Source organism: Salipiger sp. ABF4_146, from assembly GCF_056161345.1.
In genome coordinates, this window is the sequence record NZ_JBSWYX010000001.1 from 406,596 (window position 1) to 432,624 (window position 26,029).

The window sequence follows — 26,029 nt, forward strand, 5'->3', positions numbered from 1 at the left end:
TCACTGCTGGTCGAATTCGCCGAGGGAGAGCCCGCCGATATTGCCGAACAGCCTGCGGATGAAGCCCAGTTCGCCGTCGGTGGTGCGGGTGATCCGCCGCGTCAGCGGCACGACATTGCCATCCTCGAGGCCATAGCGGGCGATGTTGTTCACCACGCCCTGCCCGTCGAAGGTGATCGCCAGAACCTGACGGTCGACCACTTCGGGCTCGTGCCACGCGAAGCTGCGGACTTCCGATTCGATGTAATAGTAACCGCCCTGATCCAGAACGCCCGCGGCCGAAGGCACGCCGATCACGTCCTCTACCGTGGCGCGGGTGTCGATGCCGGGCACGATCTGCTGCAGCTCGTCTTCGCGCGGCACATAGCCATGTGTCTGATACTGTGCCGAACAGGCGGACAGTGCCAGCGCGGCCCCTGCGGCCAGAAACGCGAATCTCAACCGTGATACCATGGACGCAGTCCTGCCCCTTGCCTTGCCCTCGCGGGCCTTCTATCCCGCATTACACAACCGAGCCAAGCGCTTCAAGCAAAGGAAAGCCCAGCCTATGGACAGAGGCGGAAACCCCGCGCGGCTGCGCGTCTCGACGATGCGCCGCGACTCCCCCACAGACTTTGACTTCCGCCCCGAGGCGGAAGACCGCACCGCCATATCCGAGCAGCTTGGGCTGCTGGGTCTGCGCAAGGCGCGCCTTGCCGGGCGGCTGAGCCCCGAAGCCGGTGGCGCCTACCGGCTGACCGCGGAACTGGGCGCCACGGTGGTGCAGCCCTGCGTGGTCACCCTCGATCCGGTCACCACGCGGATCGACGAGCCGGTCAACCGCGTCTTCCGCCCCGCCGCGCAGATCGCCGAACCCGATCCGGGATCGGAGATCGAGGTGCCCGAGGAAGAAGAAGACGAACTGCCCGACGTGATCGACCTGAAGTCGATCCTGACCGAGGCGCTGAGCCTAGCGCTGCCACCCTACCCGCGCAGCGAGCGCGCCGAGCAGGCCGCCGAAACCTCGCCCGAAATCCTCGACGCCGCAGAGGCCGAGGAAGAGGATCGCGAATCCCGTCCGAACCCCTTTGCCGGGCTCGCCGGGCTGCGCGATCAGCTCTCGAAAGACGAAAAAGACGAGAACTAAGAGCTTCGGGTGCGAAATCTCTCTTGCGTCTTGGCAAGAAATACCTATTTTCGCGCCTTCATCGGAATTCCGGGTTGCCAGCCGCCATGTCTTGAGACTATGAGGCCGGACACGCCCGAACGTTATCGGGCACTCGTATAGCCCCCACACGCGAACAATCGAGGTTGAGACATGGCCGTCCAACAGAACAAAGTATCGAAATCGCGCCGCAACAACCGTCGCGCCCATGACGCGCTCGTCGCGGCCAACCCCAACGAGTGCAGCAACTGCGGCGAACTGAAGCGTCCGCACCATGTCTGCCCCTCCTGCGGTCACTATGCTGACCGTGAGGTCGTCGCCCTGGCCGACGAGATCGACCTGGACGAAGACGCGGCATAAATTGCTGAAAGGCCCGGTCGTCGCATGACATCCGCTATGGATAACCGTCAAGCGCGCGGGCCTCTGGTCCTTTCCATCGACGCCATGGGTGGCGATCGCGGGCCGGCAACCATCGTTGCCGGTCTTTCCGCCTTTGCGCGGAAGCATCGCGATGTACGCTTCCTGCTGCACGGACCCGAGGCAGAACTGCGCCCGCTGGTGGACAAGCACAAAGGCTTGCCCGCCCAGGTCGAGATCCGCGACGCCTCTGCCGTCGTGTCGATGGAAGACAAACCCAGCCACGTGATGCGCAACGGGCAGGACACCTCTATGTGGTCCACGCTCGACGCGGTGCGCAACCGCGAGGCCACCGTTGCCGTCTCTTGCGGCAACACCGGCGCGCTCATGCTGCTGTCGATGGTGCGGCTGCGCAAGCTGCCCGGGGTCAACCGCCCTGCCATCGCCGTGCTCTGGCCGTCGCTGAATCCGCAGGGGTTCAACGTCATGCTCGACGTGGGCGCGGACATCCGCGCCGATGCCGACGATCTGCTCAAATACGCGATGATGGGGGCCTCCTACGCGCGCAACGGTCTCTCTCTGACCCGCCCGCGCGTCGGCCTGCTGAACGTTGGCACCGAAGAGCATAAAGGCCGCGCCGAGCTGAAAGCCGCGCACGACCTGATCGCAGCAAACGCCGAGGCCGGAAGCTTCGATTACGTCGGCTTCGTCGAGGGCGGCGATATCCCCGGCAAGCGCTGCGACGTCATCGTCACCGACGGGTTCACCGGCAATATCGCGCTGAAGACCGGCGAAGGCACCGCCTCGCTGATCAACAAGCTGCTGCGCGAGGCCTTCACCTATTCGCCGCTGTCGCGTCTGGCCGCGCTGCTGGCGCTAAGTTCGCTGAAACGTCTGCAGGCCCGGGTCGATCCGCGCCGCAAGAACGGCGGCGTGTTCCTCGGGCTCAACGGCACGGTGGTGAAATCCCACGGCGCCGCAGATGCCACCGGGGTAGCCGCGGCGGTCGAACTGGCCTATGACCTCGCACAGTCGGGCTTTGGCGACAGGCTGGCGGCGCGGGTCGCCGCCTCTGCCGCAACCGCCGAGCCGACGGACGAGACAGAGACAAAAAAAAGCGGAACAGGCATATGAGCATACGGGCAAAGGTCGCGGGCGTCGGGCATTATCTGCCGGAGCGCATCGTCCCCAACTCGGAATTCGAGAAAACCCTCGACACCTCCGATGAATGGATCCGCAGCCGCTCGGGCATCGAACGCCGCCATTTCGCCGCCGAAGGCGAAACGACCTCGATCCTCGCCGCCCATGCCGCCGCCGCCGCGCTGAAAGATGCCGGCGTCGACGCCTCCGAGGTCGACGCGCTGATCGTCGCCACCTCGACCCCCGATCTCACCTTCCCCTCCGCCGCCACGATGGTGCAGGCCCGCATCGGCATGACCGGCGGGTTTGCCTTTGACGTGCAGGCGGTCTGCGCGGGCTTCGTCTATGCGCTGGCCAATGCCAACGCGCTGATCGTCGCGGGCACCGCCAAGCGCGTGCTGGTGATCGGGGCTGAGACCTTCTCGCGGATCATGGACTGGACCGACCGCTCGACCTGCGTGCTCTTCGGCGATGGCGCCGGCGCGCTGCTGCTCGAGGCCGACGCAGGCGACGGCACCTCTGCCGACCGCGGCGTGCTGTCGGTCGATCTGCATTCCGACGGCAACTTCCGCGATCTGCTCTACGTCGACGGCGGCGTCAGCACGCAGTCGATCGGCCACCTGCGCATGGAAGGGAAAGAAATCTTCCGCCACGCGGTCGAAAAGCTGGCCAAGACCGCCACCGCGGCGATGGAAAAGGCCGGGATCACCTCGGAAGAGGTGGACTGGGTGGTGCCGCATCAGGCCAATATCCGCATCATCAACGGCACCGCGAAAAAGCTCGGTCTGCCGATGGAGCAGGTGGTGGTCACCGTGCAGGACCACGGCAACACCTCTGCCGCTTCGATCCCGCTGGCGCTGTCGGTCGGCAAGGCCGAGGGCAAGATCAAACCCGGCGACGTGGTGGTCACCGAGGCGATCGGCGGCGGTCTCGCATGGGGCGCGGTGGTGCTGCGCTGGTAAGCAGACGCGCCCGCGGCGCCCTCTCGCCCCCATTCAGCCAAAAAACTCCGGCGAAATCCGGCCCTTGCAGGCCATGTGGCCACTGCGCAAGCTTGACTCGGAATCCGCCTGCCCCCTATGCTTGGCCGCAACCTTTGGAGGCTGCCACTATGAGTGACAAGACTTTGACCCGCATGGACCTCAGCGAAGCGGTGTTTCGCGAGGTCGGCCTGTCGCGCAACGAAAGCGCGGAACTGGTCGAATCCGTGCTGCAGCATATGTCCGACGCGCTGGTGCGCGGCGAACAGGTGAAAATCTCGTCTTTCGGCACCTTCTCGGTGCGGGACAAGGCGGCGCGCATTGGCCGCAATCCCAAGACCGGCGAAGAGGTGCCGATTCAGCCGCGCCGCGTGCTGACCTTCCGGCCCTCGCACCTGATGAAAGAGCGTGTGGCCGAGGGCAACAAGTCCTGAGCGCCGCGCCCTAGACCAACTTCAACCCTGCGTCCCCTCCGCCCCGAGCCTCAGCGCTTCTTCTGGGGGGCGCACATGAGGGGACCGACCACATGAGCAAGTCGCGCGACGCCTTCCGCACCATCAGCGAAGTCGCCGAACTGCTGGAGACCCCGGCGCATGTGCTGCGCTTCTGGGAAACCAAGTTCACCCAAGTGAAACCCGTCAAACGCGCCGGCGGCCGCCGCTATTATCGGCCGAACGACGTGGCGCTGCTGGCTGGCATTCGGCAGTTGCTGCACGACGATGGGCTGACCATCAAGGGCGTGCAGAAGGTGCTGCGCGAACAAGGCGTCAAACATGTGGCCGCCATCGCGCCGCCGCCCGGCCTGCTCGACGACGCCGACGAAGCGCCCGCCGCCGCGCCGCTGCCTCAGGATGCAGAGGCGCCCGCCGAGACTGCCACCGTGCTGCCCTTCGCGCAGCCGCAGGTGGCGCAGCCTCAGGCACCATCCGAAGACGCACCCGCCCCAGAGGTCGCGGATGCACCCGCCAGCGACACGGCAGAGCCCGTTGCGGCGCAGAGCCCTCAAGAGGCAGAGCCCTTTCCCGAATCCGAAGACCCCGCGCCGCAGCCTGCGGCACCCGAAAGACCATGGGCCCCCGATCCACAAGCCGCGCCCGCAACGGGTCACCTGGCCTCTGGCGATGACGCACTGCCGGACTTCCTCACGCATTCTCTGGAGGACCGTGCGGGCACACCCGAGGCGGATGCAGAGGACCCCGCCTCTGCGCCAGCAGCACAGCTCCCGGTGCCTGACGTCGCCCAGCCCGAGATTGCCCAACCCGAGATTGCCCAGCCCGAGATCACGCAGCCCGACATCGCCCTGCCCGAGATCGCCCAGCCCGACCAGCTTCCGCGTCCCGCGCCGGGCCCGCTGTCGGCGCTCGCAGCCCTGTCGCAGCTAAGCCCCGCGCAAGCCGCGTCGGCCCGTGCGCAGCTTGCCGCGTTGCGCGCCTTCGTCGCCGCGCGCGAGGGTCAGTCGGCGGTGTGACAAGATTGGTGAAAAAACTTGCGCATTAGGGGTTGTGCCTGCGCTCAGAACCAGTAAATACCGCCCCACAAGTCGGGCTATAGCGCAGCCTGGTAGCGCGTCCGTCTGGGGGACGGAAGGTCGCAGGTTCGAGTCCTGCTAGCCCGACCAAATCACCCTCATCGCCTTTTCTGACTTGTCCGCCCGCCGGGGTGAGAGAAGAGGCCCGAGACACCCCTCTCAGGATAAACGATGATTTCGGCCCGACGGGCCGTTTGCCCGATTTGTATGCGTCCAGCGGGTCTGCGGACACGCGCGGAGCATGCGGCCCAGCATGCATTTGCCGTTCCCCTCGCCCGCCCCGCTTGCTAAGCAAGTTCAACGCAATACGAGGGACGTGACGATGACAGGGGTGCTCGCCAGCCAGCAAATTTCGGCGCTCGTAGAGCGCGGGGCGATCCGCAGAGATGCGCCGCTTGTAGAAGGGCAAATCCAGCCTGCCAGCCTTGATCTGCGCCTCGGGCGCGAGGCAATCCGGGTGCGCGCTTCGTTTCTTGCCGGCGCGGGCCGGTCGCTCGACGCGCGGCTGCAGGAGTTCGAAATGCACCGCGTCGATCTCACCGAGGGCGCGGTTCTGGAAAAGGGCTGCGTCTACGTGGTGCCGCTCCTCGAACATCTTGATTTGCCGGAAGATTTGTCCGCCGTGGCCAACGCAAAAAGCTCGACCGGTCGCCTCGATCTGCTGACCCGCACGATCACCGATGGCGGCACCGAATTCGACCGCATCGCGGCGGGCTACAGCGGCCCGCTCTACGCCGAGATCTGCCCGCGGTCGTTCTCCGTGCTCGCGCGCACCGGCATGCGGCTGAACCAGATCCGCTTTCGTCGCGGGCAATCCTTGCTGACCGACGCCGAGCTGACCTCTTTGCACGCGTCGGAAACGCTGGTCAGCGGCGGCCCCGCGGTGATCGACGAAGGCCTTGGCTTTTCCGTCGATCTGCAGCCCGAAAGCAACGGGCTCGTCGGCTGGCGCGCCAAGCCGCACACCGGGGTGATCGATCTTGACCGCATTGGCCACTACGACCCGGCCGAGTTCTGGGACCCGCTGCAGGCCTCGCGCGGACAGCTTATCCTCGATCCCGATGCCTTCTACATTCTGGTCAGCCGCGAAGCTGTCCATATCCCGCCGCTCTATGCCGCCGAGATGGCGCCCTACCTTGCCATGGTCGGCGAATTCCGCGTGCACTACGCTGGCTTCTTCGATCCGGGCTTTGGTCATTCCGCTGCCGGCGGCAATGGGTCGCGCGGCGTGCTTGAAGTGCGCTGCCATGAGGCGCCCTTCGTGCTGGAGCATGGGCAGATCGTCGGACGGCTGGTCTACGAGCGCATGGACGAGACCCCACAGCATCTCTACGGTGCCGGGATCGCGTCGAACTATCAGGGTCAGGGCCTGAAGCTATCGAAACACTTTCGCAGCTGACGGGCACCAAGGCTGGCAGTGCCGGCGACACTGCTCTTCCAAGCACCACGGGACCTTCCCAGCACCACTGCACCTTCCCAGCACTGGCCCTACCGCCAACACCGCCCGTACCACCGACGCCAAGCCGGCCGATGGTTCGACCAGAGACATGCCCGCAGCCGCCGGAACACTCGGTCATGTTCAGGCCGCCTGACAGAGCACCACGCCCCGTTCCCCCTGTCGCTGCGCCTCTTTCAGCGCCTCATGAGCGCGGCGCAGGGCTGCGCCCAGATCACCATCGCCGCGCCGCGCCATGACCGCGGCCGCGCTGAGCGTAATCGGCAGAAGCTCCCGCTCCGGGTCGCGCAGTTCCGAGGCGCGCGCGCAAAGCTCTTGGGCCCGAACGCTCAGCGTGTCGAGCGTGCAATTGCGTACCAGCAGCAAGAGCCTCATGTCCTCGTCGCGGCACAGCAACTCGTCGGGCGCCAGTGCCCGCCCGAGCCTGCCTCCGACCAGCCGCAGGATGCGGTCCGCCGAAGCCGCGCCTAGGCGCTCCGACAGCGCCTCGATGCCCTCGACCTCAAAGATCACCAGCCCATGGCTGGTCAGCGGGCCGAAGGTCGCGCTGTATAGCTCGGCCGACGCGCGGGTCCTCATGCCGGTGGCCGGGTCGCGCATCGCGGCGCGATAGAGACGCCATTCGGTGAGACGAAGGCGCGATGCGCTGGCATCGTACTTTCCGCCCAGAAAGAGGATCGCCACCAGCATCACCAGTGTATCCACGAGGATCAGAACGACGCTCGACAGTTCGAGCCAGCCGTCGGGCACGAACCGCACGCTGACAGCCTGCACCGCCACAAGCACGAACCACGCCAGAAGAATGCCGCGCACCAAGCGCCCGGACGACGAGCCGCTTACCAACGGGCGAAGCAGCGCGCGGCGGGCGTGGCGCGCCACATTGGCCACCCCCAGCGCCAGAAGCAGCAGTGCGGTCGAGAGCGACATCTGCCCGAAGAGCAGCACCTGACCGTTGAGATAGCCAAGCGCGGCGACGAACGGCAGAAACAGTGTCATGAGCGTCAGGCTGAAGGACGACATCGGCAGGCGTCGATAGCACAGTTGCGCCCCCGCCAGCAGCACGAAAGACACGGCGGTATTGCCGCCCATTTCGCCAGCGCCAAACCTGATCCCAACGCGATAGCCCAGCCCCGTCAGGACGCACAGAAAGATCACCAGGATCCAGAGCAGCGTCTCGCGCGGGTCCGACCGGCGCAGCGGTCGCTGCAACAGGGTGGCGGCAAGCGCGCCGATGCCGGTCACCAGCGTCGGAAGCGACAGCGCGGCCTCGCCAGAGGGCGCGTAAAGCTCCGAAATACCGTAGATGTGCCCTTCCGCCGCGATCAGCAGCAGCGCACCTGCCAGAACGAGACAGACGGTTCGCGTCCAGGCCAAGGGTCGCAGACTGGGGTGGGTCGGTGGAAGAAACACGCCATCATGCGCCGTGAGAGACTGAAATTTTGCACTGTGATCCACTGGTCCGGCCTCCGGCATTCGCCCTTGCCCCGCCGATCTTGCGCGTGGCGCGGTTAAAATTGCCTTTAGACGTCCGCGCGCACCGACAGCGCACCGCTGCAATCTCGGTCCATTTGTAACAATCCGTCAGACGAGCCCCCGGAGCATCGCAAGGATCCGGACTTTTCAATGCAAAAAAGCAGAATAACTTTCGGCGCCCACGTTTGGTTCCAGACCCGGAACATCTTTGACCCCGCTCACCATAGCCTCTTTAATTCAACCACTTATGCACAATACCTAATCCCTTTTCGGAACATCGCACGCACTGCGGATGCTGACGCGACACGAGGGCGGAACGCAGCACGGCCCGCCGAGGTTTTTCTGCCTGTCGGCTCTCACCTTGCGGGGCCAGAGGCGCGATCAGTCCTCGAACAGTTCGGACTGGCCGGGCGCCTCTTCGTCGTCGTCGTCTGCGTCCTTCTGGCCCATCGGCACGCTGCCCGGCGGCGGGCGGTTGTCGAGCAGACCGGCGGCGCGGAGCTCTTTCAGCCCCGGCAGATCGCGGGCGTTTTCCAGTCCGAACTGGTCGAGGAAATCTTGGGTCACCACAAAGGTCACCGGGCGCCCCGGCGTCATCTTGCGGCGGCCAAAGCGGATCCACTCCATCTCGAGCAACTGGTCGATGGTCCCGCGCGAGACGCTGACACCGCGAATTTCCTCGATCTCGGCGCGGGTGACCGGCTGGTGATAGGCGATGATCGCCAGCGTCTCGATCGCCGCGCGCGAAAGCTTGCGGGTCTCGACTGTCTCCTTCTGCATCAGGAAGCCAAGGTCCGGCGCGGTACGGATCGCCCACGCATCGCCGACGCGCACCACATGCACGCCGCGCCCGTCGTAGCGCTTGCGCAGATGCGCCAGCGCCTCGGCCGGGTCGCAGCCGTGCGGCATGCGGTCTTCGAGTTCACGCACGGTCACCGGCTCGGCGGAGGCGAAGAGAATGGCCTCGACCATGCGCTCCTGCGCGCCCATGGGCGGCGCTTCGAACAGGCTGTCCTGATCCTCCTCGGCGGCCTGCGCCTCCGGGAAATCGTCGATATTGTCACTCACGCGGGGTCTCTCTCTTGCGCAGATGGATCGGCGAGAAGGTCTCGTCCTGCCGGATCTCCACATGGCCCTCTTTGGCCAGTTCCAGCGAGGCGGCGAAGGTGGCGGCGGTCGCCGAGCGCCAGCGCATGGGGTCTTCGGACCAGCCATCGGGCAACCAGCCGGAAATGTCGGTCCAATCGCCAGCAAAGCCCATCAGCCCACGCATCCGCTCAAGCGCCTGCTCCATGGTGAAAACATCGTGGCGGTCCATCACGAAGGGGCGAAACTCGTCGCGGGTGCGGATGCGGGCATAGGCCTGCATCAGATCGATCAGCGAGGCGGTGTATTTCACCTTGCGCACGCGCTGCATGTCCTCGGGAATGCCGCGGGCGAAGAAGTCGCGGCCCAGCCGGTCGCGCGCCATCAGCCGCGCCGCGACGTCGCGCATCGCCTGCAGTCGTTCAAGCTGAAATGCAAGGTGGGCGGCCAGTTCCTCGCCCGAGGGGCCCTCTTCGGTGGGATCGGGGGGCAGCAGCAGGCGCGATTTCAGAAAGGCGAGCCACGCCGCCATCACCAGATAGTCGGCGGCCAGTTCGATGCGCAGTTCCTTGGCCCGCTCGACGAAGGCGAGGTACTGCCGCGACAGTTCCAGCACCGAGATCTTGCGCAGATCGACCTTCTGGGTGCGCGACAGCGACAGCAACAGGTCGAGCGGCCCCTCGTAGCCCTCGACGTCGACGATCAGCGCCTCCGCCGCAAGGCGGTCGGCGACGCTCAGCGTCTCGAACTCCAGTTGCGAATTGTCCTGCATGCGATCAGCGGTGCCCGGCCAGCAAGGCTTCACGTTCGGCCCTGAGGGCGTCCATGTCAATCTCGGCGGGCACGGTGCGGGTGCGCAGCGCAGCTTCGGCGCGGGCCTGCGCCGCCTCGGTCATCATGCCCGCCTCGGTGACCGCCTCCTCCATCTCGGCGCGTTTGCCGTTGCAGTGCAGCACCACATCGCAGCCTGCGGCGATCGAGGCGGCGCTGCGCGCGCCGATGCTGCCCGAAAGCGCCTCCATCGACATATCGTCGGTCATCAGCAGCCCCTGAAAGCCGATGTTCTCGCGGATCAGCCTGATCATCGCGGGATCAACGGTGGCGGGCGCGGTGTTGAGCCCCTCGAACACCAGATGCGCGGTCATCGCCAGCGGCAGCTCGGCAAACGGGCGGAAGGCGGCGAAATCCACCGCCTCAAGCTCGGCGCGCGGCGCGTCGATGCGCGGCAAGTCCTTATGACTGTCGAGCTGCGCAAGCCCGTGGCCCGGCAGGTGTTTCATCACCGGCAGCACACCGCCGTCGATCATGCCCCTGACCGCCGCCTGCCCGATCTCGACCACCTGCTCGACGCTTTCGCCATAGCAACGGTTGCGCAGGAAGGCATGCGTCTGCGGCCGCGCCACGTCAAGCATCGGCGCGCAGTTGCCGTCGATCCCCAGACCGAGCAGTTCTGCGGCAATGATCCGGTAGCGCAATTCCATGGCGCGGGCGGCCTGCGCCCCGGCCAGCATCACCTCGTCAAGCGGAGGAAGGAACTCGGTGGCCAGCGGCGCGCGCAGGCGTTGCACACGGCCCCCCTCTTGGTCGATGAAAATCGGCGCGTGCCAGCCAATGGCGGCGCGCAGGTCATCGCAGAGCGCGCGGATCTGCGCCGCCTCCTCGAGATTTCGGGCAAAAAGGATGAACCCAAAGGGCCGCGCCTCGGCGAAGAAACGCGCCTCGTCCGCGCTCAGCACCGGGCCAAGCGGGGCGAGTATGGTCGCTCCGAAGCGGCTCACCGGGTGGTCACCGGAATGCAGTCGGCGTTTTCCGACACGAAGGCCGCGCAGAAGCGGCGCGCGTCCGCCAGATCGTCAAAGCCCGCAGCGCGCAGGCGGTAGAAGGTGCGCCCGCCGGAGCTTGCGCGTTCGATCACGCGATCCTTGCCATCCATGAACTCGCCGAAGCGGGCGCTGAACCGATCCCACTCCTGCCGCGCCACATCGGCACTGGCGTAAGCGCCAAGCTGCGCAAGGCGGGTGCCTGCGGGCAGCGTGTCGGGGCTGATCTCTTCGGGGCCAGTGGGTTCGGGCTCTTCGGGGGCCAATGCGACCGGCTGGTTGAGCAGATCGCCCGGACGGGTGGAGGGGCGCAGCGAGCGCACCAAAGCGCCTGCCGGCGCGGCGCCGGTGACGCTGGCGACCATTTCGCCCTCGCCCTCTTCGCCCTCAAGATCGCTGAGCGGCTTGGCGTTGGCGGCGATCTGGTCGGCAAGCGCCTGAATCGGATCGGCGTCCGGGTCGGTCTCGGCCAGACCCGCGCTGCCCGTGTCCTCGGAAAGCGCCGCCGGTTCGATGCGGTCGGCGCTGCGCCGGGCCTCGGCAAGTTGCGATTGCGGCACGTCCTCGTCCGAAAGGCCGATGCCCTGCGGTGCCAACAGCAGTCGGTCGGCGCCGCCCTCGGCGGTGCCGGTCCCGGCGACGGCGTTGACCGCAAGCCCTTGGTGATCGGCGCGCGATCCGCCCGGATCGTCGGGCGCCACGCGCATCGGCCCTTCCATGGCCTGCACCACCGGAATGCCGTTCACGTCGCGCATCAGAAGGTCATAGCCCCAGATGCCCACGCCGACGACCAGCGCAAGCGATACCGCAGCGCCAGCCCAGTTGGCCAGCGACGCGGCGCGGCGGCCGGACGGGGCCGGTGCCTCCGGCCCCTCGTAGGGGTAATCGGGGTAGTCCGCGGAGTAATCCGCCGGGTAGTCCGCCATGTCTGCCTCGGTCTGCCTGTCGGGCCGGCGAAGGGTGTCCCTGCCGGCCATCTTGCTCTGCCTTGTTGCCCCGAGGCGCCTTGTGTCAGCGCATCTGTTCTGCCGGGGTCACGCCCAAGATACCAAGACCGGCCGAAATGACAACCGCGACGGCCCGTGCCAGCGCGATTTTGCCTTGGCTGACAGTCGGATCGTCCTGCAGGAAGCGCAGGTCCGGCTCGTCGTGACCGCGGTTCCACAGGCCGTGCAGATCGGAGGCCAGTTCGTTGAGCCAGATGGCGACCTTATGCGGCTCGTGGCCCTTCGCGGCGATCTCGACGAGGCGCGGCCATTCGGCGACCTTCTTGGCCAGCGCCAGTTCGGCCTCATGCGTCATGCCCGACAGATCGACCTTGGCGAGCGTCGCATCGCTGACGTCGATCCCGGCCTCTTGCGCCTTGCGCAGCACCGAGCAGACGCGCGCGTGGGCGTATTGCACGTAGAACACCGGGTTCTCGCGGCTCTGCTCCACGGCCTTGGCAAAATCGAAGTCGAGCGAGGCGTCGTTCTTGCGCGTCAGCATGACAAAGCGGGTGACGTCGGGGCCGACTTCCTCGACCACGTCGCGCAGGGTGACAAAGGTCCCTGCCCGCTTGGACATCTTGAATTCTTCGCCGTTTTTGAACAGTTTGACCAGTTGGATCAGCTTGATGTCCAGCGGCACCTTGCCGCCCGACAGCGCCGAGACCGCCGCTTTCATCCGCTTGACGTAGCCGCCATGGTCGGCGCCGAAGACGTCGATCAGCATGTCGAAGCCGCGGCTCACCTTGTCGTAGTGATAGGCGATGTCGGGGGCGAAATAGGTCCAGCTGCCGTCCGACTTCATGATCGGGCGATCGACGTCATCGCCATGCTCGGTCGATTTGAACAGCGTCTGCTCGCGCGGCTCCCAATCCTCGGGCTTCTTGCCCTTCGGCGGCTCCAGCACGCCGCGGTAGATCAGGCCCTTTTCCTTCAGCGAGTCGATGGCGGCCTCGATCTTGCCGGTGCCGTAGAGCGACTTTTCCGAGAAGAAGTGGTCCATCTTCACGCCGAGCAGCGCCAGATCCTCGCGGATCATCGCCATCATCTCGTCGGTAGCAAAGTTGCGCACCTCTTCGAGCCATTCGGACTCGGGCTGGTCGACATATTTGTCACCCGCCTGCGCCTTCAGCTTTTCGCCGACGCCGATCAGATACTCGCCCGGGTAGGTGCCGGCTTCGAATTCAACGGTCCGGCCATGCGCTTCGAGGTAGCGCAGGTACACCGAGCGCGCCAGCACATCGACCTGCGCGCCGCCGTCGTTGATGTAATACTCGCGGGTGACGTCATAACCGGCGTAATCCAGCAGCGAGGCCAGCGCGTCGCCAAACACCGCGCCGCGCGTGTGGCCCACGTGCATCGGGCCGGTGGGGTTGGCCGAGACATATTCGACGTTGACCTTCAGCCGCTGCCCCATGTCCGAGCGGCCATAGTCGGTGCCAGCCTCGAGCACGGTCGCAGGCAGCGCCTGCCAGACCGTCGGGTCGAGGCGCAGGTTGAGAAACCCCGGCCCCGCAACCTCGGCGCTGGCGATGCGGCTGTCGGCGCCCAGCTTGACGGCGAGCGCCTCGGCGATGTCGCGGGGTTTTTGCTTGGCGGGCTTGGCCAGCACCATCGCGGCATTGGTCGCCATGTCGCCATGCGACGCGTCTCGCGGCGGCTCCACCGTCACGGCGGCGGTGGCCAGCCCCTCGGGCAGCGCGCCTTCGGACTGCAGCGCCTCGATTGCCTGAAGGACAAGCGCGCGAATGTCGGTGAAGAGGTTCATCTATCTGGTCTCCATACGGTCGGATGCTCCTCTACCATCTTGGCCCGCAGGGTCAAATGCAGAGAACGGAGGAATGGCCGGGAATGCGCCGGGTCGCCGCGCGGCGACCCGCCCTAGCACGCCTTCGCGCCCTTCAGCGTATCGTTGCCATTCTCGTCGCGGCGGTCGTCCTTGCGCTCCTCGCGCTTCGGCGCCAGCACCACCAGCCGCACGCCCACCGCCTCCTTCGGCGGATCGTCCGGGCCAAGCAGCCGGAAGGTGCCGTTGGGGCCAAGATCGGCCACGATATGGCCACGCGGGTTCTTCGCCCGCCAATCCTCCAGCGAAAACTCCTCGGTCAGCCGCGAGACGCGGAATTCCCAGCCGTCTGCAAGCCGTGCATTGCCTTCCCAATAGCTCTCGTCCGGGCCAAAGCGGCGTCCACCCAGCGTGGCGGGCAGCGCGTGGCGGGTCGAACTGTCGCGCTGCGGCTTGAGCTGGAAGATGTGCTCGCGCCCGAAATCCGGCGCGAGGTCGGTGGCGACCAGCGTGTTGTAGGCGTCATTGTCGGTGGCCGCGATCAGATGCTCGTAGCTCACCAGATCGAGCCGGTGCTCGGCGGCTTCTGACAGGATATCGCCAAAGAACGTGTCCAGCCCGGCCTTGCGGGCCTCGCGCAGATGCGCGTGGTTGGGGTCGGCGATCAGCACCGGCAACTCCAGTTTCTTCAGCGCCATCCCCAGCGCCACCGACCAGCGCGAGCCGCCGGTGATCAGCACACCGGGCGTTTCCGTGGCGGTTTGCCCCAGCAGCCGCGCCATGGGCGCCAGCGTAAAGCCGTGCAGCACCACGGTCGCCGCCACCAGCGCGAAGGCCAGCGCCGGAATGCGGCCCGCGTCCTCGATCCCCAGAGACACCAGCCGCTGCCCGAAGAGCCCGGCCACCGCCACCAGCACCACGCCACGCGGGCCGGTGAAGGCCACCAGCAGCCGCTCCGACCAAGGCAGATTGGTGCCGATAAGCGAGATCAGCACCGGGATCGGCCGCGCCAGCAGGATCACCGACAGCACGAAGGCCGCCGCCCGCCAGTCGAGCGAGAACAAAGTCTCGCGGCTCATGTTCGCGGCCAGCAGGATGAACACGCCCGACACCAGCAGGATCGTCGCGTGCTCCTTGAAGCGGCGCATCTCCTCGTAGCTGGCCAGCCCGGCGTTGGCGATCCACACGCCCATGAGCGTCACCGCCAGAAGGCCGCTTTCGTGCAGCACCGAGTCGGCCAGCGCAAAGACCACCAGCATCGACACAAACAGCACCGGCACCTTCATGTATTCGGGCACCTTGCCGCGCTTGAAGGCCTGCGACAGCCCCCAGCCGCCCAGAACGCCAAGCGCCGAGGCGGCAAGAATGCCCACCGCGATGTCGACCAGCGCATCGCTCACCGACACCGCGTCGGCCAGAACCGTGACCACCTCGAAGGCCAGCACCGCGGCCAGCGCGCCCACCGGGTCGTTGACGATCGCCTCCCATTGCAGCAGCGCCGAGGGCCGGTGCTTCAGCCGCGCCTGCCGCAGCAGCGGTGCGATCACCGTCGGGCCGGTGACGATCATGATGCCGCCGAACACCGCCGAGCTTTCCCAGCTGAGGCCCGCAACCCAGTGCAGCGCCGCCGCAGAGGCGGCCCAGCCCAAAGGCGCGCCGAGAAAGATCAGTCGCCGCACCCCAAGCCGCGCGTCGCGCAGGCCCTGAAAGTTCAGCGTCAGCCCGCCCTCGAAAAGAATGATCGCCACCGCGATGGCCAGCATCGGCTCCATCAGATCGCCGAAATCGCCGTGCGGGTCGAGGATGCCAAGCCCCGGCCCGATGGCGAGCCCGGCCAGCAGCATCACCACGATCGCCGGCAGTTTCATCCGCCATGCGAGCCACTGCGACCCCACGCCAAGCGCGCCCACAAGGGCGAAGCCAAGGATCGGGTCGATCCCGCCCGTTTCAGGTCCGGTCATACAAGGGCCCTTTCGTCTGTCCCGTCCCTCCCGCGCCCATGATCTGGTCCGCGGGGCGGGTCTGTCCAGAGCGCAGGCTATCACGGTGTTATGGCACGTCGTGCAGGATATCTTTGCCGGTCAGCTTGGCGTGCTGCTGCAGGGCAAACCGGTCGGTCATCCCGGCCACGTAGTCGGCCACCATGCGGGCCAGTTCGGTCTCGCCGGTGGGCTCGGTGGCGCGCCACCGCGCCGGCAACAGCAGCGGGTTGCCCATGTAGATCGGGAACAGCTCCATCACCGCCTTGGTCACCTTCTCGCGGATCACCATCACCGAGGGCGCGCGGTACATGCGGGTGAAGAGGAACTCGCGCACTTGCTTCAGCTCGCGGTACATCTCATCCGAGAAGGCCACGACCGGATGGCCAAGGCGGCGGATGTCGTCGCAGCTTTGCGGGTCTGCGGCTTCGATCCGCGCGCGACTGGTGTCGATCACGTCGCTGACCATATAGCCGAACACCCGGCGCAGCGCCTCGTGGCGGCGGCGGTAGGCATCGAGATGCGGATAAAGCCGGTCGACCTCGGCATAGGCGGGTTTGATCAGCGGCAGTTCGGCGATCTCTTCCTCGCTGAACAGCCCGGCGCGCAGCCCGTCCTGCAGATCGTGGTTGTTGTAGGCCACGTCGTCGGCGATCGCCGCCACCTGCGCCTCGCCGCTGGCATGGGTGCCCAGTTCCAGATCATGCTCGGCGTTGTATTCCGAAAGCGCCAGAGGCAGGGTTTCGCCCTGCTTCAGCGGCAGCAGCGGGCCATTGTGCTTGGCGATGCCCTCAAGCGTGTCCCACGTCAGGTTGAGCCCGTCAAACTCGGCGTAGTGGCACTCCAGCCGGGTGACGATGCGCAGGGTCTGGGCGTTGTGATCGAACCCGCCATAGGGCGCCATCAGCGCGTGCATCGCGTCTTCGCCGGTATGGCCGAACGGCGTGTGCCCAAGGTCATGCGCCAGCGCCACCGCCTCGGTCAGATCGGTGTTGAGCCCAAGCGCCCCGGCCATGGTGCGCGCCACCTGCGCCACCTCGATGGAATGGGTCAGCCGCGTGCGGTAGAAATCGCCCTCGTGCTCGACGAAAACCTGCGTCTTATGCTTGAGGCGGCGGAAGGCCGAGCTGTGGATGATGCGGTCGCGGTCGCGCTGAAAGCACGAGCGGAACGCGCTTTCCTCTTCCGCCACGCGGCGCGGTCTCGCCCCTTGGGGATCGCAGGAGTAGATTGCCATCTCATCGCCCTTTCAGCGCATCGTGTCGCGGCTCACGGTTCGGTGCTTGGCACGGTTGCGCCGGGTGGTTGCCGCTGCTCTTCAGGATCCCTATATTATGGACCGACCGGGAGATAAACCTTTGAGGCCGCCCATGAACCTGCCCCCGAAAGTGACTGACCGCGCCTATGAGCGCCTCGCCGAGATCGGCGCGAGCGCGCAGGGCAAGGCGCTGCGCATCGCCGTCGAAGGCGGCGGATGCTCGGGCTTTCAGTACGACATCCGCCTCGACGATGCCGCCGACGACGATCTGGTGCTGGAAAGCCAAGGCGAGCGCGTGGTGGTGGACAGCGTTTCGCTGCCCTTCCTGACCGATGCGGTGATCGACTTCTCCGAAGAGCTGATCGGCGCGCGCTTTACCATCGAGAACCCCAACGCCTCCAGCTCCTGCGGCTGCGGCACCAGTTTCTCGATGTGACACATTGCCCAGAGCCAAGGCTCTGTCGAACCAAAGAAAAAGCCACGGCGTCGCGCCGTGGCTTTTCTCATGTCCGCTTTGGCATCCGGCCCGCGGCCGCGGCGCTCATGGCTTGGCCGCCGCGCCCGCAAACCGCTCCAGCGCGGCCTCCATCTTTTCGATGTACGCAGCGTCATCGTCGATATCCAGCTCGCCAAAGCTGTCCTCCGGCTCCTCCCAGATGATCTGCGTCGCGCCATCATCGGCGGCGTAGATCAGCATTTTCAGCGGCAGGTGAAGCCCGGCGCGCATATCGTCCTGCATCGCCGGTGTGCCAAGCGCGGGATTGCCGAAAATCACCAACTGCGCGTCGGCAAGCTCCATGCCCGCCTCCTGCGCCCCCGCAGCGTGATCGATACGGGCAAAAACCGTCGCGCCCGCGGCCTCGACACTGGCTTCGAGACGGTCCGCAACCTCCGCCACCGAGCCCTCCGCCTGCAGGCGTTCGACATCCGCAAAAGCCGCCGCCGGCAAAAGCGCGGCAAGGCCGATAAACGTCGCAAGGGTCTGTCTCATCTTCTCCTCCGTCTCTCCTCCGTGACCTGCCTTTGCAGAACGTGTCCGCGCCGCTCCGGGTTCCGCACCGCGCCGCTGCGCCAGCCATGCAAAAAGGGCGCGCCCCGCAGGACCCGCCCTTTCTTCTCTTTCCAAATACGCAGTCCGCACCCTTGCCGCAGGCGCAGCGCCGGAGGGATGCCCGCCCCGCCCGGCCTTAGTCTTCGGTGACCGCGTCGTCCCCGTCGCCAGCGTTGAAATCCAGCCCGTGTGCCGCGCGGATCTTGTCTTCGATCTCGGTGGCGATCTGGGTGTTTTCCTTCAGGAAGTTCTTGGCGTTTTCGCGCCCCTGGCCAATGCGCTCGTCACCATAGGAATACCAGGCGCCGGATTTGTCGACCACGCCAGCCTTCACCCCGAGGTCCAGCAGCTCGCCGGTTTTCGAGATGCCCTCGCCGTACATGATGTCAAACTCGACCTGTTTGAACGGCGGCGCCACCTTGTTCTTCACCACTTTGACGCGGGTCGAGTTGCCGACCACCTCGTCGCGGTCCTTGATCGAGCCGATGCGGCGGATATCGAGACGCACCGAGCTGTAGAACTTCAGCGCGTTGCCGCCGGTGGTGGTTTCAGGGGAGCCGAACATCACGCCAATCTTCATCCGGATCTGGTTGATGAAGATCACCATGCAGTTGCTGCGCGCGATCGAGCCGGTGAGCTTGCGCATCGCCTGGCTCATCAGGCGGGCGTGCACGCCGACCGAGCTGTCGCCCATGTCGCCCTCAAGCTCGCTTTTGGGGGTCAGCGCGGCGACCGAGTCGACCACCACGAGGCTGACCGCGCCGGAGCGCACCAGCGTGTCGGTGATTTCCAGAGCCTGCTCGCCGGTGTCCGGCTGCGAGATCAGCAGCTCGTCAAGATCGACGCCCAGTTTCTTGGCGTATTGCGGGTCGAGCGCGTGCTCCGCGTCGACGAAGGCCGCGACGCCGCCTTTTTTCTGTTCCTCGGCCACCGCATGCAGGGTGAGCGTGGTCTTGCCCGAGCTTTCGGGGCCATAGATCTCGATGATCCGGCCCTTGGGCAGGCCGCCAATGCCGAGCGCGATGTCGAGCCCCAGCGAGCCGGTGGAGGTTGCCTCGATGTCGCGCAGGGCGTTTTCGCCGCCCAGCTTCATGATCGAGCCCTTGCCGAATTGCCGCTCGATCTGGGCCAGCGCCGAGTCGAGTGCTTTTTGCCTGTCCGCGTTGCGCTTGCTGTCCATAGTCAGAAGATCTGCCGTTGCCATGATTTCCGATCCTTATTTCACACCGCGTCCGGGGCGGCAATCGCTGCTTTTGTTCGCCTCTTGTTCTTATCCGTCGTTATGAGACCAAAAAGAGAACATTTCAAGCGAGAACTCACGTAAGTCTTGCGAAACACGGTTAAAGAGTAGTTTATCGACAAAAATGCAATGTTGGGGACGAGGATGCTGGTGTTCTGGAAGGCGCGGCTGGTGCTGCTGGCGGTGCCAAAGACGGGAACCTCCGCCTATGAGGCGGCGCTGGGGCCGCATGCGTCGATGGCGGTGCTCGATCCGCCGGAACTGAAACATGCGCCGGTCTACCGCTACAACCGTTTCTTTCGCCCGATGTTCGAAAAGATGGGCACGGCGCATATGGACCTGATGGCGGTGGTGCGCGAGCCGGTGTCCTGGCTGGGGTCGTGGTATCGCTATCGCCAGCGCGACTTTCTGATTGGCAAGCCGACCTCCACCCGCGACGTCAGCTTCGACGCTTTCGTTGACGCCTACACCCGCGGCGAGCGCCCGCCCTTCGCCAATGTCGGCAGCCAGGCGAAATTTGTCGAGCCGCGGCCCAATGGCACCAATGTGACGCATCTGTTCCGCTACGAGAACCAGGCGGCGATCACCGGTTTTCTCGAAGAGCGGCTGGGGCTGCAGCTTGATCTGCCGCGCGAGAATGTCTCGCCGCGCGCCGATCTGGCGCTTTCGTCCGAGATCGAGGCCAAGCTGCGCCGCAAATGCGCCGCCGATTTCGACCTGTGGGAGCGCGCGGGCTGAAGCGCCCGCTTCAGCCAAGCTGGCCCTGTACCGTTTCGGTCAGATCGGTGAGCGAGAAGGGTTTGGGCAAAAACACCGAGTTGGGCACCTCGATCCGGCTCTTGTCGAGCGCCTCCTCGGCGTAGCCCGATACGAAGACGACATGCGTGCCGGGCCAGTCGATCAGCGCCCGGCGCACCCAGCTTGGGCCGTCGAGCCCCGGCATCACCACGTCGGTGACAAAGACATCCACATGCAGCGACCGGTCGTCGAGAATGTCCAGCGCCTCTTCGGCGGTCTCGGCCTCGATCACCTCAAAGCCGCGCAGCCGCAGCGCCCGCGCCGCAAAGGCCCGGACCGGCGCCTCATCTTCGACCAACAGCACCACGCTGCCCTCGCGCGGCGCCGCAGGGCCGCGCGGCGCGGGCGGCAGCGGCTCCACCGCCGCCACCGGTTCATGCGCCGGGAACAGCAGGGTGAAGCAACTGCCCTCGCCGACCACGCTGTCGACGAAGATGAAACCGCCCGTCTGTTTTACGATACCGTAGACCGTCGACAAACCAAGCCCGGTGCCCTCTCCGGTGCGCTTGGTGGTGAAGAACGGCTCGAACACCTTTTGCAGCTTGTCCGGCGCGATGCCGACACCCTGATCGACGACCCGGACGCTGGCATAGGCTCCCGGCTCCACCCGCGCGCGGTTGCGCAGCAGCGGCTCTTGCAGCACGCAGCGTTTAGTCTCGATGATGATCTCGCCGCCCTCGGGCATGGCGTCGCGCGCGTTGACCACGAGGTTCATCATAACCTGTTCGAGCTGGCGCCGGTCGCCGCGGATCGGCGGCAGGATCGGATCGTGGCGCAGGGTCAGATTCACCCGCTCGCCAACCAGCCGGTTCAGCAGATGCGTCAAATCGGACAGCGTGTCGCGCAGATCAAGCTGTTCGGCGCTGAGCGTCTGCTTGCGCGAGAACGCCAGCAGCTGCCCGACCAGCGCCGCCGCGCGATTGGCGTTCTCGTTGATCTGCAGCAGATCGGCGTAATCGGCATCGCCCTGATCATGGCGCAGCAGCAGCAGGTCGCAATGGCCGGAAATCGCCGTAAGCAGGTTGTTGAAATCATGCGCCACGCCGCCCGCAAGCTGACCGATGGCCTGCATCTTCTGGCTTTGTACGAATTTTGCTTCCAGCGTCTTAAGCTCGGTCGCATCGTTGAGAACCGCCACAAGCTCGGCGCGTCCGCCCTCGGTGATGCGGTTGAGCGTGACCTGCACATAGGCTTCGCGCTCGGGGCTCTTGAGGCGCAGGAACTCTGATCGGTGCAAACCCCGGCCCGCGGCGGCGTCGAGCAGCCACTCACCGATCGACCGGCCAAGCCCTTCCATATGGTCGCCAAGCGCGGTGTTATCGGCGCTATCCACTTCCAGCATGCTGCAGGCCTCGGCGTTGGCATGAAGGACCTGCCCATCGGCGCGCAGCCGCAGCAGCGGCACCGGCAGGTCGTCCAACCCACCCCGCGCCGCGTGATCGCTTTGCTCGGGCAGGCTTTGCAGGGTGATTTCCTGACGCCCGACGCCGGCATCGGCGCAGCGCACTTCAAAACTGCGCGCCCCCTCGACCGTCTCCAGTTGCTCCACCTGCCCCGACCGCGGCGGCGTCTCGAACACCTCGTCAAGCCGCTTGATCCGGCGACCCAGAAGGCGGCGCGCCGCGGCGTTCATGTAAAGCACCGCACCGCTGCGCCCCACGGTCAGCATCGGCGTTTCCGGCCCCTCCGGGCCGGGCGCCGCGGCGGGCGAGGCAGGCTCGGCAAGCGGGCGCGGCGGCAAACGCTCGATGCGCCAAAGCGGCGTGGCGGCAGCGACGAGCGTGACCCGGTAGCGCCCGGCTGGAGAGACCACGTCCTCGCTCACGCCGCCATCGGTTTCGGCCCGCAGCATCAGCCGCTGCACCAGCGCCCCGGCATCGCTCAGCACGGGCGCAAGAACCGCCTCGATGCTGTCGCCAGCGCCCGCCCCCAGCCCGCTGCGCGCGGCGCGGTTGGCAACGCGCACCAGCCCATCGCGCCCGGCCAGCAAGACCGGCACCGGATCTCCCTCGATAACCCCGCGCAGCGCCGCCATGTCGCGTCCGGCGCGGCGCCGCTCCAACGCGCGCCGCACCGTCACCAGCCCGGCCAGCGCGCAGAACGCCCCGGACGCGGCGAAAAGCCCAAGTGTCGCCTCGGCCCCGGTCGTGCTCTCGGGCGATGGCATCAGCATACCCAGAGCGAAACAGCCCAGCCCCGCGCCGGCCAGCAGCAGCGCGGGTAAAATCTCCCGCCGCTGCCGCGCCGGAGCGCTTGTTTCATAGGCCGCTGATTGCGTCACGCTGTCCCCATCCTCTCGCAAGGTGTCGCGCAATCATCTGGCATGCCCAAGCCTAACCAAAGGTTAACTCTGCGCAGGCATTGCAGCAGTGGCCCGGACGTCACGCCGCGTTTTCGCGCGCATCAGCGGGGCCGCGGCTTGCTCAGGAGGTGCGCCGCAGCAGCGCGTGATAGAACCCGTCGCCGCCGTCGCGCGGCAGGTATTGGCGCCGTTCCGCGATATGCCACTCGGGGTGGCGCGCGACGAACGCCTCGACCTGCGCGTCATTCTCGGGCTTGAGCATCGAGCAGGTCGCATAGGCCAGTACCCCGTCCGGGCGCACCAGCGCCGCCGCGATGTCGAGGATCTCTGCCTGCACCGCCTGCAACTCGGCCAACCGCTCCGGCGTCAGCCGCCACTTGCCCTCGGGCGCGCGGCGCCATGCGCCGCTGCCCGAGCATGGCACATCGCAAAGCACCAGATCAAAGCTGCCCTTGGGCTTGGCCACCGGGCGCACGCGGGCGCCGGCGCGCTCGGCGCGGGCCGGCAGGTCCGACATGCGGCGTTTGTCGGCATCATGCGCCTCGATCTCGCCGCCGGTGCGTGCTGCCATGGCCAGCGCCTTGCCGCCACCGCCTGCGCAATAGTCCAGCACCCGCAGACCGGGCGCCAGCGGCAATGCCTCGACCACCGCCTGACTTGCCACGTCCTGCAGTTCGACCAGCCCGTCGTGGAACGCGCGGCCCTGCGCGATGCGGCGCGCGCCCTCAGTGACCTCCAGCGCGCCAGAGGCGAGCGGATGCGCCCGGGTCTCGACCCCTTCCGCCGCCAGCGCCGCCTGCGCCGCCGCCAGATCGCCGCGCAGGGTATTCACCCGCAGGAACACCGGCGCGCGCTCGCGCAGCGCCTCGGCGGCAGCAGGCGCCTCCGCGCCAAGGCTCTCTCGCAGCATCGCGTCGAGCCAGTCGGGCATATCGCGGGCCTCGGCACCGTCTGGCATACGCCCCGCAGCCGCTTCGGCCTCGCTCAACGGCGCGGGCGCATGGCCCTCGCCGGTAAACAGCGTCTCTGGCGCGACGCCCTGCTGGCGCAGCAGACCGATCAGCCGGGCACGCCCGCTCTCGCCACCGCCCTGCGCGGCGGTCGAGCGCCAGCGGCGCAGCGTGTCAAAGACATGATCGCGCACCGCCGCACGGTCTTTCGAGCCAGCGTAACGGGCGCCCCGCGCCCAGCCGAGCAGCGCCTGTTCCGCTGCCGCGCCAGCGGCGATCCGGTCCAGCACCTCGGCCGCCGCCTGCAGACGTGCCCCCGGGGTCATTGGCAGCCCCCGGCGCTACGTCCGACGCCCGCGTTCGCTTCTCTGCCGCTTTGCCGCATGACATGTGCCCTCACTCTGGCGCTATCCGTGGCCCCTGTGTCGGACCGTCAGCGCCCCTCTAACCGCCGGCAACGCAGCCCGTCCAGCGCTTTCCCGGCACCGCGTCCTGTGCGAGCGCCCGTCAGGGCCGCAGCAGTCGCGGCGCGGGCGCCTCGAAAGTCATCCGCCCCGCGCGCATCCCCCAAAGCGGCCGTCCGATCTCGGCCACGGTCGCGGCCCGGCTAGGTCCCGGCAACAACACGAGGTCCGCCGCGCCGCCCACCGCAATCTCCGGGTCATGGCCCAGAAGGCGAAACGCCGCCCCGCTCACCATGTCGAAACAGGCCGCCAGATCGGCCTCGCCGCCCAGTTGCGCCACATTGGCAAACAGATTGGCCATGCGCGGCAACGAGCAATCGCCGTAGGGCGTGAAGGGGTTAAGCACATTGTTCGTGGCCACCGTGCAGCACACGCCACCGGCATGGAACTGGTGCGCCGGAGCCACCCCGCGCGGCACCGCATGATCGTGCCCGCGTCCGGTGATGAACAGATCCGTCGCGGGCAGCACGGTCAGCGCGATGCCCGCCGCGCGCAGCAGCGCCACGCTCTGCGCCAGCGCGTCGGGCGGCAGCATCGACAGTTTGGTCACATGGCCGATCGTCACCCGCCCCTGCATGCCATGCGCGATGGTCTGCCGCGCCACCTCGTCGAGATGCCGCCAGCCCGGATCGAGATCAAAGTCGAGATGGAAATCGAGGTCGACGTCAAATTCCCGCGCCATCGCAAACAGCCGGGCGATCTGCCCATGCGGATCGCTATCGGTATAGGGACAGCCCCCCAGCAGATCGGCGCCCTCCGCCAGCGCCTCGCGCAGCAGCGCTTCGGTGCCCGGATAGTTCAGCAGCCCCTCTTGCGGAAACACGCAAATCTGCAGGTCGAGCGCCCAAGCGTAGTCTTGCGCCAGCTGCCGCACCGCATGAAACCCCGCCAGCCCGATCACCGGGTCGATCTCGACCTGCGTGCGGATCAGCGTGGTGCCCTGCCCGATCGCCCGCTCCAGCACCCGCGCGCCACGGGCGTAGACATCGTCTTGCGTGAAATCGCGCTTCGCCGCCGTGACCGCCTCCAGCGCGCCCTGAAGCGTGCCGCTACGGTTCACCGCGCGGTCGAGCAAACAGGCCTTGTCGAGATGCAAGTGGCTGTCGGCAAACCCGCGGAACACCAACCCTCCGGCCGCCTCACGCACCGGCGTGTCGCTGTCGATATGCGGCGCGATGGCGGCGATCTTGCCCCCGGCGAGGCCAATGTCGACCGGCTCCGCACCGTCCTGAAGCCGCGCCTGACGGATGACGAGATCGAGGGACATGGCTGCGGCCTTTCGTGCAAGTTGCGCCATGACCCGCATGGCTCAACGCCCTGATGACAAGGGATTTCCGGCAAGGCAAGCCTCTCCGCCGGTGATTGCTCGTACCAGCCTCCAACGCTGCGACCCGTGCACAAAAGAGGCGCTGCGCAGGATGCCCATCCCCGGCGGGGCCTAGACTTTTACGAAATCTTTAGCCCCAGTCTCGTCAAATGCCCCGGAGCCAACCGCGCCGCAGGTCCGCAAAATGCCGACGATCACCATCAACGAAACGACATTGACGACACTCGGCAAGCTGCAGGCACAGCGCCGCGCTGCCACACCGGAGGAGATCGTCGAACACCTCGTGAGGCAGGCAACCAACATCTGGCCTCAAGCGCCTGACGGCAAAGCGGCTGATGCCTCTCAGAGATCATTGCCGCTCGGCAAAGCCTCAGAAGACGCAGCGTCGCCCCCTAAGCTCAGCCACATGAAACCGGGGAGAGCAACGCTTGCTGACGTCCCCACCGAAAACCTGAAGTGGAACAAGCTGCTCCGCTTAGTGCTCACGGATATCGGGCGCCGGCGCCAGAGGTCTTCATTCCATAGATCGAAGGCCGACCCTGCATGAGCATTTAACCCGGACCACTCGATGGGGTCAGCTCACTGGAGGTCGCCTTCGTCGCTGACAACCCCGGAAAATAGCTATTCCACTGTCACATGCTCGGCCAAGCGGCGTCGGGCATGAAGACCTGGATCACCGTGCGCTGCCCCCTTCAAATGGCCAATCTCTGGCATCTAGGCGGTGTCGCCCCTTGTCTCTTTCCCCACAGGCGATCGGCTTCAACAGGCCGCAAAGCCAGAGATTGCGCGGGGCGGGCCTTTTGTCGATCTGCCCAAGTTCAGTGGCAACCGCCACGATTATGGCTTGAGAAAAAACGCTCCACCAATGCATTGGTGGAGCGTTCCTTCTTCAGCGTTTAAGGCA

24 protein-coding genes and 1 tRNA gene are annotated in these 26,029 nt (G+C 66.5%); 11 read left to right on the forward strand and 14 right to left on the reverse strand.

Going from position 1 to position 26,029, the window contains the following annotated elements; genetic code table 11:
* The gene (locus tag ACXAJT_RS01955; protein ID WP_475232429.1) at positions 1-453 is read right to left on the reverse strand and encodes an outer membrane protein assembly factor BamE; all 453 of its coding nucleotides are present in this window, start codon (positions 451-453) and stop codon (positions 1-3) included.
* Between the two features lie 94 nt (positions 454-547).
* Between ACXAJT_RS01955 and ACXAJT_RS01960 the strand changes: the two genes are divergently transcribed.
* The 8 genes from ACXAJT_RS01960 (at position 548) to ACXAJT_RS01995 (ending at position 6,548) form a co-directional block, all read left to right on the forward strand.
* Positions 548-1,126, forward strand: coding sequence for a YceD family protein (locus ACXAJT_RS01960; protein ID WP_475232431.1), 579 nt, complete (start codon positions 548-550; stop codon positions 1,124-1,126).
* Positions 1,127-1,297: 171 nt separating this feature from the next.
* Positions 1,298-1,504, forward strand: a complete 207-nt coding sequence (gene rpmF, locus ACXAJT_RS01965) for a 50S ribosomal protein L32 (protein WP_475232433.1) — start codon at positions 1,298-1,300, stop codon at positions 1,502-1,504.
* Positions 1,505-1,528: 24 nt separating this feature from the next.
* Positions 1,529-2,635 carry a phosphate acyltransferase PlsX gene (gene plsX / locus ACXAJT_RS01970; RefSeq protein WP_475232435.1) on the forward strand — a complete coding sequence of 369 codons (1,107 nt, stop codon included), beginning with the start codon at positions 1,529-1,531 and terminating at the stop codon, positions 2,633-2,635.
* Entirely contained in the window at positions 2,632-3,603 is a 972-nt protein-coding gene (locus ACXAJT_RS01975; protein WP_475232437.1) for a beta-ketoacyl-ACP synthase III, read from the forward strand. The genes plsX and ACXAJT_RS01975 overlap by 4 nt, the downstream gene beginning before the upstream one ends.
* 149 nt (positions 3,604-3,752) lie before the next feature.
* Complete coding sequence (ihfA, locus tag ACXAJT_RS01980) at positions 3,753-4,055, forward strand: integration host factor subunit alpha (RefSeq protein ID WP_066106404.1); 303 nt, start codon at positions 3,753-3,755, stop codon at positions 4,053-4,055.
* Between the two features lie 92 nt (positions 4,056-4,147).
* Positions 4,148-5,089, forward strand: coding sequence for a MerR family transcriptional regulator (locus tag ACXAJT_RS01985; protein ID WP_475232440.1), 942 nt, complete (start codon positions 4,148-4,150; stop codon positions 5,087-5,089).
* 73 nt (positions 5,090-5,162) lie between these two features.
* Positions 5,163-5,239, forward strand: a tRNA-Pro gene (locus tag ACXAJT_RS01990).
* A 232-nt stretch (positions 5,240-5,471) separates the two neighbouring features.
* Entirely contained in the window at positions 5,472-6,548 is a 1,077-nt protein-coding gene (locus tag ACXAJT_RS01995; RefSeq protein WP_475232442.1) for a 2'-deoxycytidine 5'-triphosphate deaminase, read from the forward strand.
* 180 nt (positions 6,549-6,728) lie between these two features.
* Here ACXAJT_RS01995 and ACXAJT_RS02000 read toward each other — a convergent pair whose 3' ends face one another.
* From ACXAJT_RS02000 to ACXAJT_RS02035, 8 genes are all read right to left on the reverse strand, one after another.
* On the reverse strand, positions 6,729-7,979 hold the full coding sequence (locus ACXAJT_RS02000; RefSeq protein WP_475232444.1) for a diguanylate cyclase domain-containing protein: 1,251 nt from the start codon (positions 7,977-7,979) through the stop codon (positions 6,729-6,731).
* A 480-nt stretch (positions 7,980-8,459) separates the two neighbouring features.
* Positions 8,460-9,068 carry an SMC-Scp complex subunit ScpB gene (scpB, locus tag ACXAJT_RS02005; RefSeq protein WP_475232765.1) on the reverse strand — a complete coding sequence of 203 codons (609 nt, stop codon included), beginning with the start codon at positions 9,066-9,068 and terminating at the stop codon, positions 8,460-8,462.
* A gap of 70 nt (positions 9,069-9,138) precedes the next feature.
* Positions 9,139-9,936 carry a segregation and condensation protein A gene (locus ACXAJT_RS02010; protein ID WP_475232446.1) on the reverse strand — a complete coding sequence of 266 codons (798 nt, stop codon included), beginning with the start codon at positions 9,934-9,936 and terminating at the stop codon, positions 9,139-9,141.
* Between the two features lie 4 nt (positions 9,937-9,940).
* Positions 9,941-10,942 carry a glycoside hydrolase family 3 N-terminal domain-containing protein gene (locus ACXAJT_RS02015; RefSeq protein WP_475232448.1) on the reverse strand — a complete coding sequence of 334 codons (1,002 nt, stop codon included), beginning with the start codon at positions 10,940-10,942 and terminating at the stop codon, positions 9,941-9,943.
* Positions 10,939-11,961: an SPOR domain-containing protein gene (locus ACXAJT_RS02020; protein ID WP_475232451.1), complete on the reverse strand. Its 1,023-nt coding sequence runs from the start codon at positions 11,959-11,961 to the stop codon at positions 10,939-10,941. Before ACXAJT_RS02020 ends, ACXAJT_RS02015 begins: the two co-directional genes overlap by 4 nt.
* A gap of 34 nt (positions 11,962-11,995) precedes the next feature.
* Positions 11,996-13,738 carry an arginine--tRNA ligase gene (gene argS / locus ACXAJT_RS02025; protein WP_475232453.1) on the reverse strand — a complete coding sequence of 581 codons (1,743 nt, stop codon included), beginning with the start codon at positions 13,736-13,738 and terminating at the stop codon, positions 11,996-11,998.
* Between the two features lie 113 nt (positions 13,739-13,851).
* The gene (locus tag ACXAJT_RS02030) at positions 13,852-15,717 is read right to left on the reverse strand and encodes a cation:proton antiporter (RefSeq protein ID WP_475232455.1); all 1,866 of its coding nucleotides are present in this window, start codon (positions 15,715-15,717) and stop codon (positions 13,852-13,854) included.
* 88 nt (positions 15,718-15,805) lie between these two features.
* A complete protein-coding gene (locus tag ACXAJT_RS02035) occupies positions 15,806-16,972 on the reverse strand; it encodes a deoxyguanosinetriphosphate triphosphohydrolase (protein ID WP_475232457.1) in 1,167 nt (388 codons plus the stop codon).
* A 133-nt stretch (positions 16,973-17,105) separates the two neighbouring features.
* On the opposite strand from ACXAJT_RS02035, the gene ACXAJT_RS02040 reads away from it, so the two are divergent.
* Complete coding sequence (locus ACXAJT_RS02040) at positions 17,106-17,429, forward strand: HesB/IscA family protein (RefSeq protein WP_475232459.1); 324 nt, start codon at positions 17,106-17,108, stop codon at positions 17,427-17,429.
* Between the two features lie 105 nt (positions 17,430-17,534).
* Here the strand turns inward: ACXAJT_RS02040 and ACXAJT_RS02045 are convergent, their stop codons facing one another.
* On the reverse strand, positions 17,535-17,984 hold the full coding sequence (locus ACXAJT_RS02045; protein WP_475232461.1) for a DUF302 domain-containing protein: 450 nt from the start codon (positions 17,982-17,984) through the stop codon (positions 17,535-17,537).
* Between the two features lie 196 nt (positions 17,985-18,180).
* Positions 18,181-19,248 (reverse strand): recombinase RecA, encoded by a 1,068-nt coding sequence (gene recA / locus ACXAJT_RS02050; RefSeq protein WP_475232463.1) that lies wholly within the window; start codon positions 19,246-19,248, stop codon positions 18,181-18,183.
* Positions 19,249-19,428: 180 nt separating this feature from the next.
* Between recA and ACXAJT_RS02055 the strand changes: the two genes are divergently transcribed.
* Positions 19,429-20,022: a gamma-glutamyl kinase gene (locus tag ACXAJT_RS02055; protein WP_475232465.1), complete on the forward strand. Its 594-nt coding sequence runs from the start codon at positions 19,429-19,431 to the stop codon at positions 20,020-20,022.
* Between the two features lie 10 nt (positions 20,023-20,032).
* Here the strand turns inward: ACXAJT_RS02055 and ACXAJT_RS02060 are convergent, their stop codons facing one another.
* The 3 genes from ACXAJT_RS02060 to ACXAJT_RS02070 all read right to left on the reverse strand — a co-directional run bounded on the left by ACXAJT_RS02060 (position 20,033) and on the right by ACXAJT_RS02070 (position 25,065).
* Complete coding sequence (locus ACXAJT_RS02060) at positions 20,033-22,255, reverse strand: hybrid sensor histidine kinase/response regulator (protein WP_475232767.1); 2,223 nt, start codon at positions 22,253-22,255, stop codon at positions 20,033-20,035.
* Between the two features lie 250 nt (positions 22,256-22,505).
* Positions 22,506-23,660 (reverse strand): RsmB/NOP family class I SAM-dependent RNA methyltransferase, encoded by a 1,155-nt coding sequence (locus tag ACXAJT_RS02065; protein ID WP_475232467.1) that lies wholly within the window; start codon positions 23,658-23,660, stop codon positions 22,506-22,508.
* Positions 23,661-23,841: 181 nt separating this feature from the next.
* Complete coding sequence (locus ACXAJT_RS02070; RefSeq protein ID WP_475232469.1) at positions 23,842-25,065, reverse strand: amidohydrolase family protein; 1,224 nt, start codon at positions 25,063-25,065, stop codon at positions 23,842-23,844.
* 244 nt (positions 25,066-25,309) lie between these two features.
* Between ACXAJT_RS02070 and ACXAJT_RS02075 the strand changes: the two genes are divergently transcribed.
* Complete coding sequence (locus tag ACXAJT_RS02075) at positions 25,310-25,672, forward strand: hypothetical protein (RefSeq protein ID WP_475232471.1); 363 nt, start codon at positions 25,310-25,312, stop codon at positions 25,670-25,672.
* Positions 25,673-26,029 lie beyond the last annotated feature (357 nt).

What these genes read in the sequence shown, in the direction of transcription:
- rpmF (WP_475232433.1), top strand. Translation starts at nt 1,298, where the DNA reads ATGGCCGTCCAACAGAACAAAGTATCGAAATCGCGCCGCAACAACCGT.
- ACXAJT_RS02075 (WP_475232471.1), top strand. Translation starts at nt 25,310, where the DNA reads ATGCCGACGATCACCATCAACGAAACGACATTGACGACACTCGGCAAG.
- plsX (WP_475232435.1), top strand. Translation starts at nt 1,529, where the DNA reads ATGACATCCGCTATGGATAACCGTCAAGCGCGCGGGCCTCTGGTCCTT.
- ACXAJT_RS01975 (WP_475232437.1), top strand. Translation starts at nt 2,632, where the DNA reads ATGAGCATACGGGCAAAGGTCGCGGGCGTCGGGCATTATCTGCCGGAG.
- ACXAJT_RS02010 (WP_475232446.1), bottom strand. Translation starts at nt 9,936, where the DNA reads ATGCAGGACAATTCGCAACTGGAGTTCGAGACGCTGAGCGTCGCCGAC.
- ihfA (WP_066106404.1), top strand. Translation starts at nt 3,753, where the DNA reads ATGAGTGACAAGACTTTGACCCGCATGGACCTCAGCGAAGCGGTGTTT.
- ACXAJT_RS02020 (WP_475232451.1), bottom strand. Translation starts at nt 11,961, where the DNA reads ATGGCCGGCAGGGACACCCTTCGCCGGCCCGACAGGCAGACCGAGGCA.
- ACXAJT_RS02070 (WP_475232469.1), bottom strand. Translation starts at nt 25,065, where the DNA reads ATGTCCCTCGATCTCGTCATCCGTCAGGCGCGGCTTCAGGACGGTGCG.
- ACXAJT_RS02055 (WP_475232465.1), top strand. Translation starts at nt 19,429, where the DNA reads ATGCTGGTGTTCTGGAAGGCGCGGCTGGTGCTGCTGGCGGTGCCAAAG.
- scpB (WP_475232765.1), bottom strand. Translation starts at nt 9,068, where the DNA reads ATGGGCGCGCAGGAGCGCATGGTCGAGGCCATTCTCTTCGCCTCCGCC.
- ACXAJT_RS01985 (WP_475232440.1), top strand. Translation starts at nt 4,148, where the DNA reads ATGAGCAAGTCGCGCGACGCCTTCCGCACCATCAGCGAAGTCGCCGAA.
- ACXAJT_RS02045 (WP_475232461.1), bottom strand. Translation starts at nt 17,984, where the DNA reads ATGAGACAGACCCTTGCGACGTTTATCGGCCTTGCCGCGCTTTTGCCG.
- ACXAJT_RS02065 (WP_475232467.1), bottom strand. Translation starts at nt 23,660, where the DNA reads ATGACCCCGGGGGCACGTCTGCAGGCGGCGGCCGAGGTGCTGGACCGG.
- argS (WP_475232453.1), bottom strand. Translation starts at nt 13,738, where the DNA reads ATGAACCTCTTCACCGACATTCGCGCGCTTGTCCTTCAGGCAATCGAG.
- ACXAJT_RS02060 (WP_475232767.1), bottom strand. Translation starts at nt 22,255, where the DNA reads ATGCTGATGCCATCGCCCGAGAGCACGACCGGGGCCGAGGCGACACTT.
- ACXAJT_RS01955 (WP_475232429.1), bottom strand. Translation starts at nt 453, where the DNA reads ATGGTATCACGGTTGAGATTCGCGTTTCTGGCCGCAGGGGCCGCGCTG.
- ACXAJT_RS02040 (WP_475232459.1), top strand. Translation starts at nt 17,106, where the DNA reads ATGAACCTGCCCCCGAAAGTGACTGACCGCGCCTATGAGCGCCTCGCC.
- recA (WP_475232463.1), bottom strand. Translation starts at nt 19,248, where the DNA reads ATGGCAACGGCAGATCTTCTGACTATGGACAGCAAGCGCAACGCGGAC.
- ACXAJT_RS01995 (WP_475232442.1), top strand. Translation starts at nt 5,472, where the DNA reads ATGACAGGGGTGCTCGCCAGCCAGCAAATTTCGGCGCTCGTAGAGCGC.
- ACXAJT_RS01960 (WP_475232431.1), top strand. Translation starts at nt 548, where the DNA reads ATGGACAGAGGCGGAAACCCCGCGCGGCTGCGCGTCTCGACGATGCGC.
- ACXAJT_RS02035 (WP_475232457.1), bottom strand. Translation starts at nt 16,972, where the DNA reads ATGGCAATCTACTCCTGCGATCCCCAAGGGGCGAGACCGCGCCGCGTG.
- ACXAJT_RS02030 (WP_475232455.1), bottom strand. Translation starts at nt 15,717, where the DNA reads ATGACCGGACCTGAAACGGGCGGGATCGACCCGATCCTTGGCTTCGCC.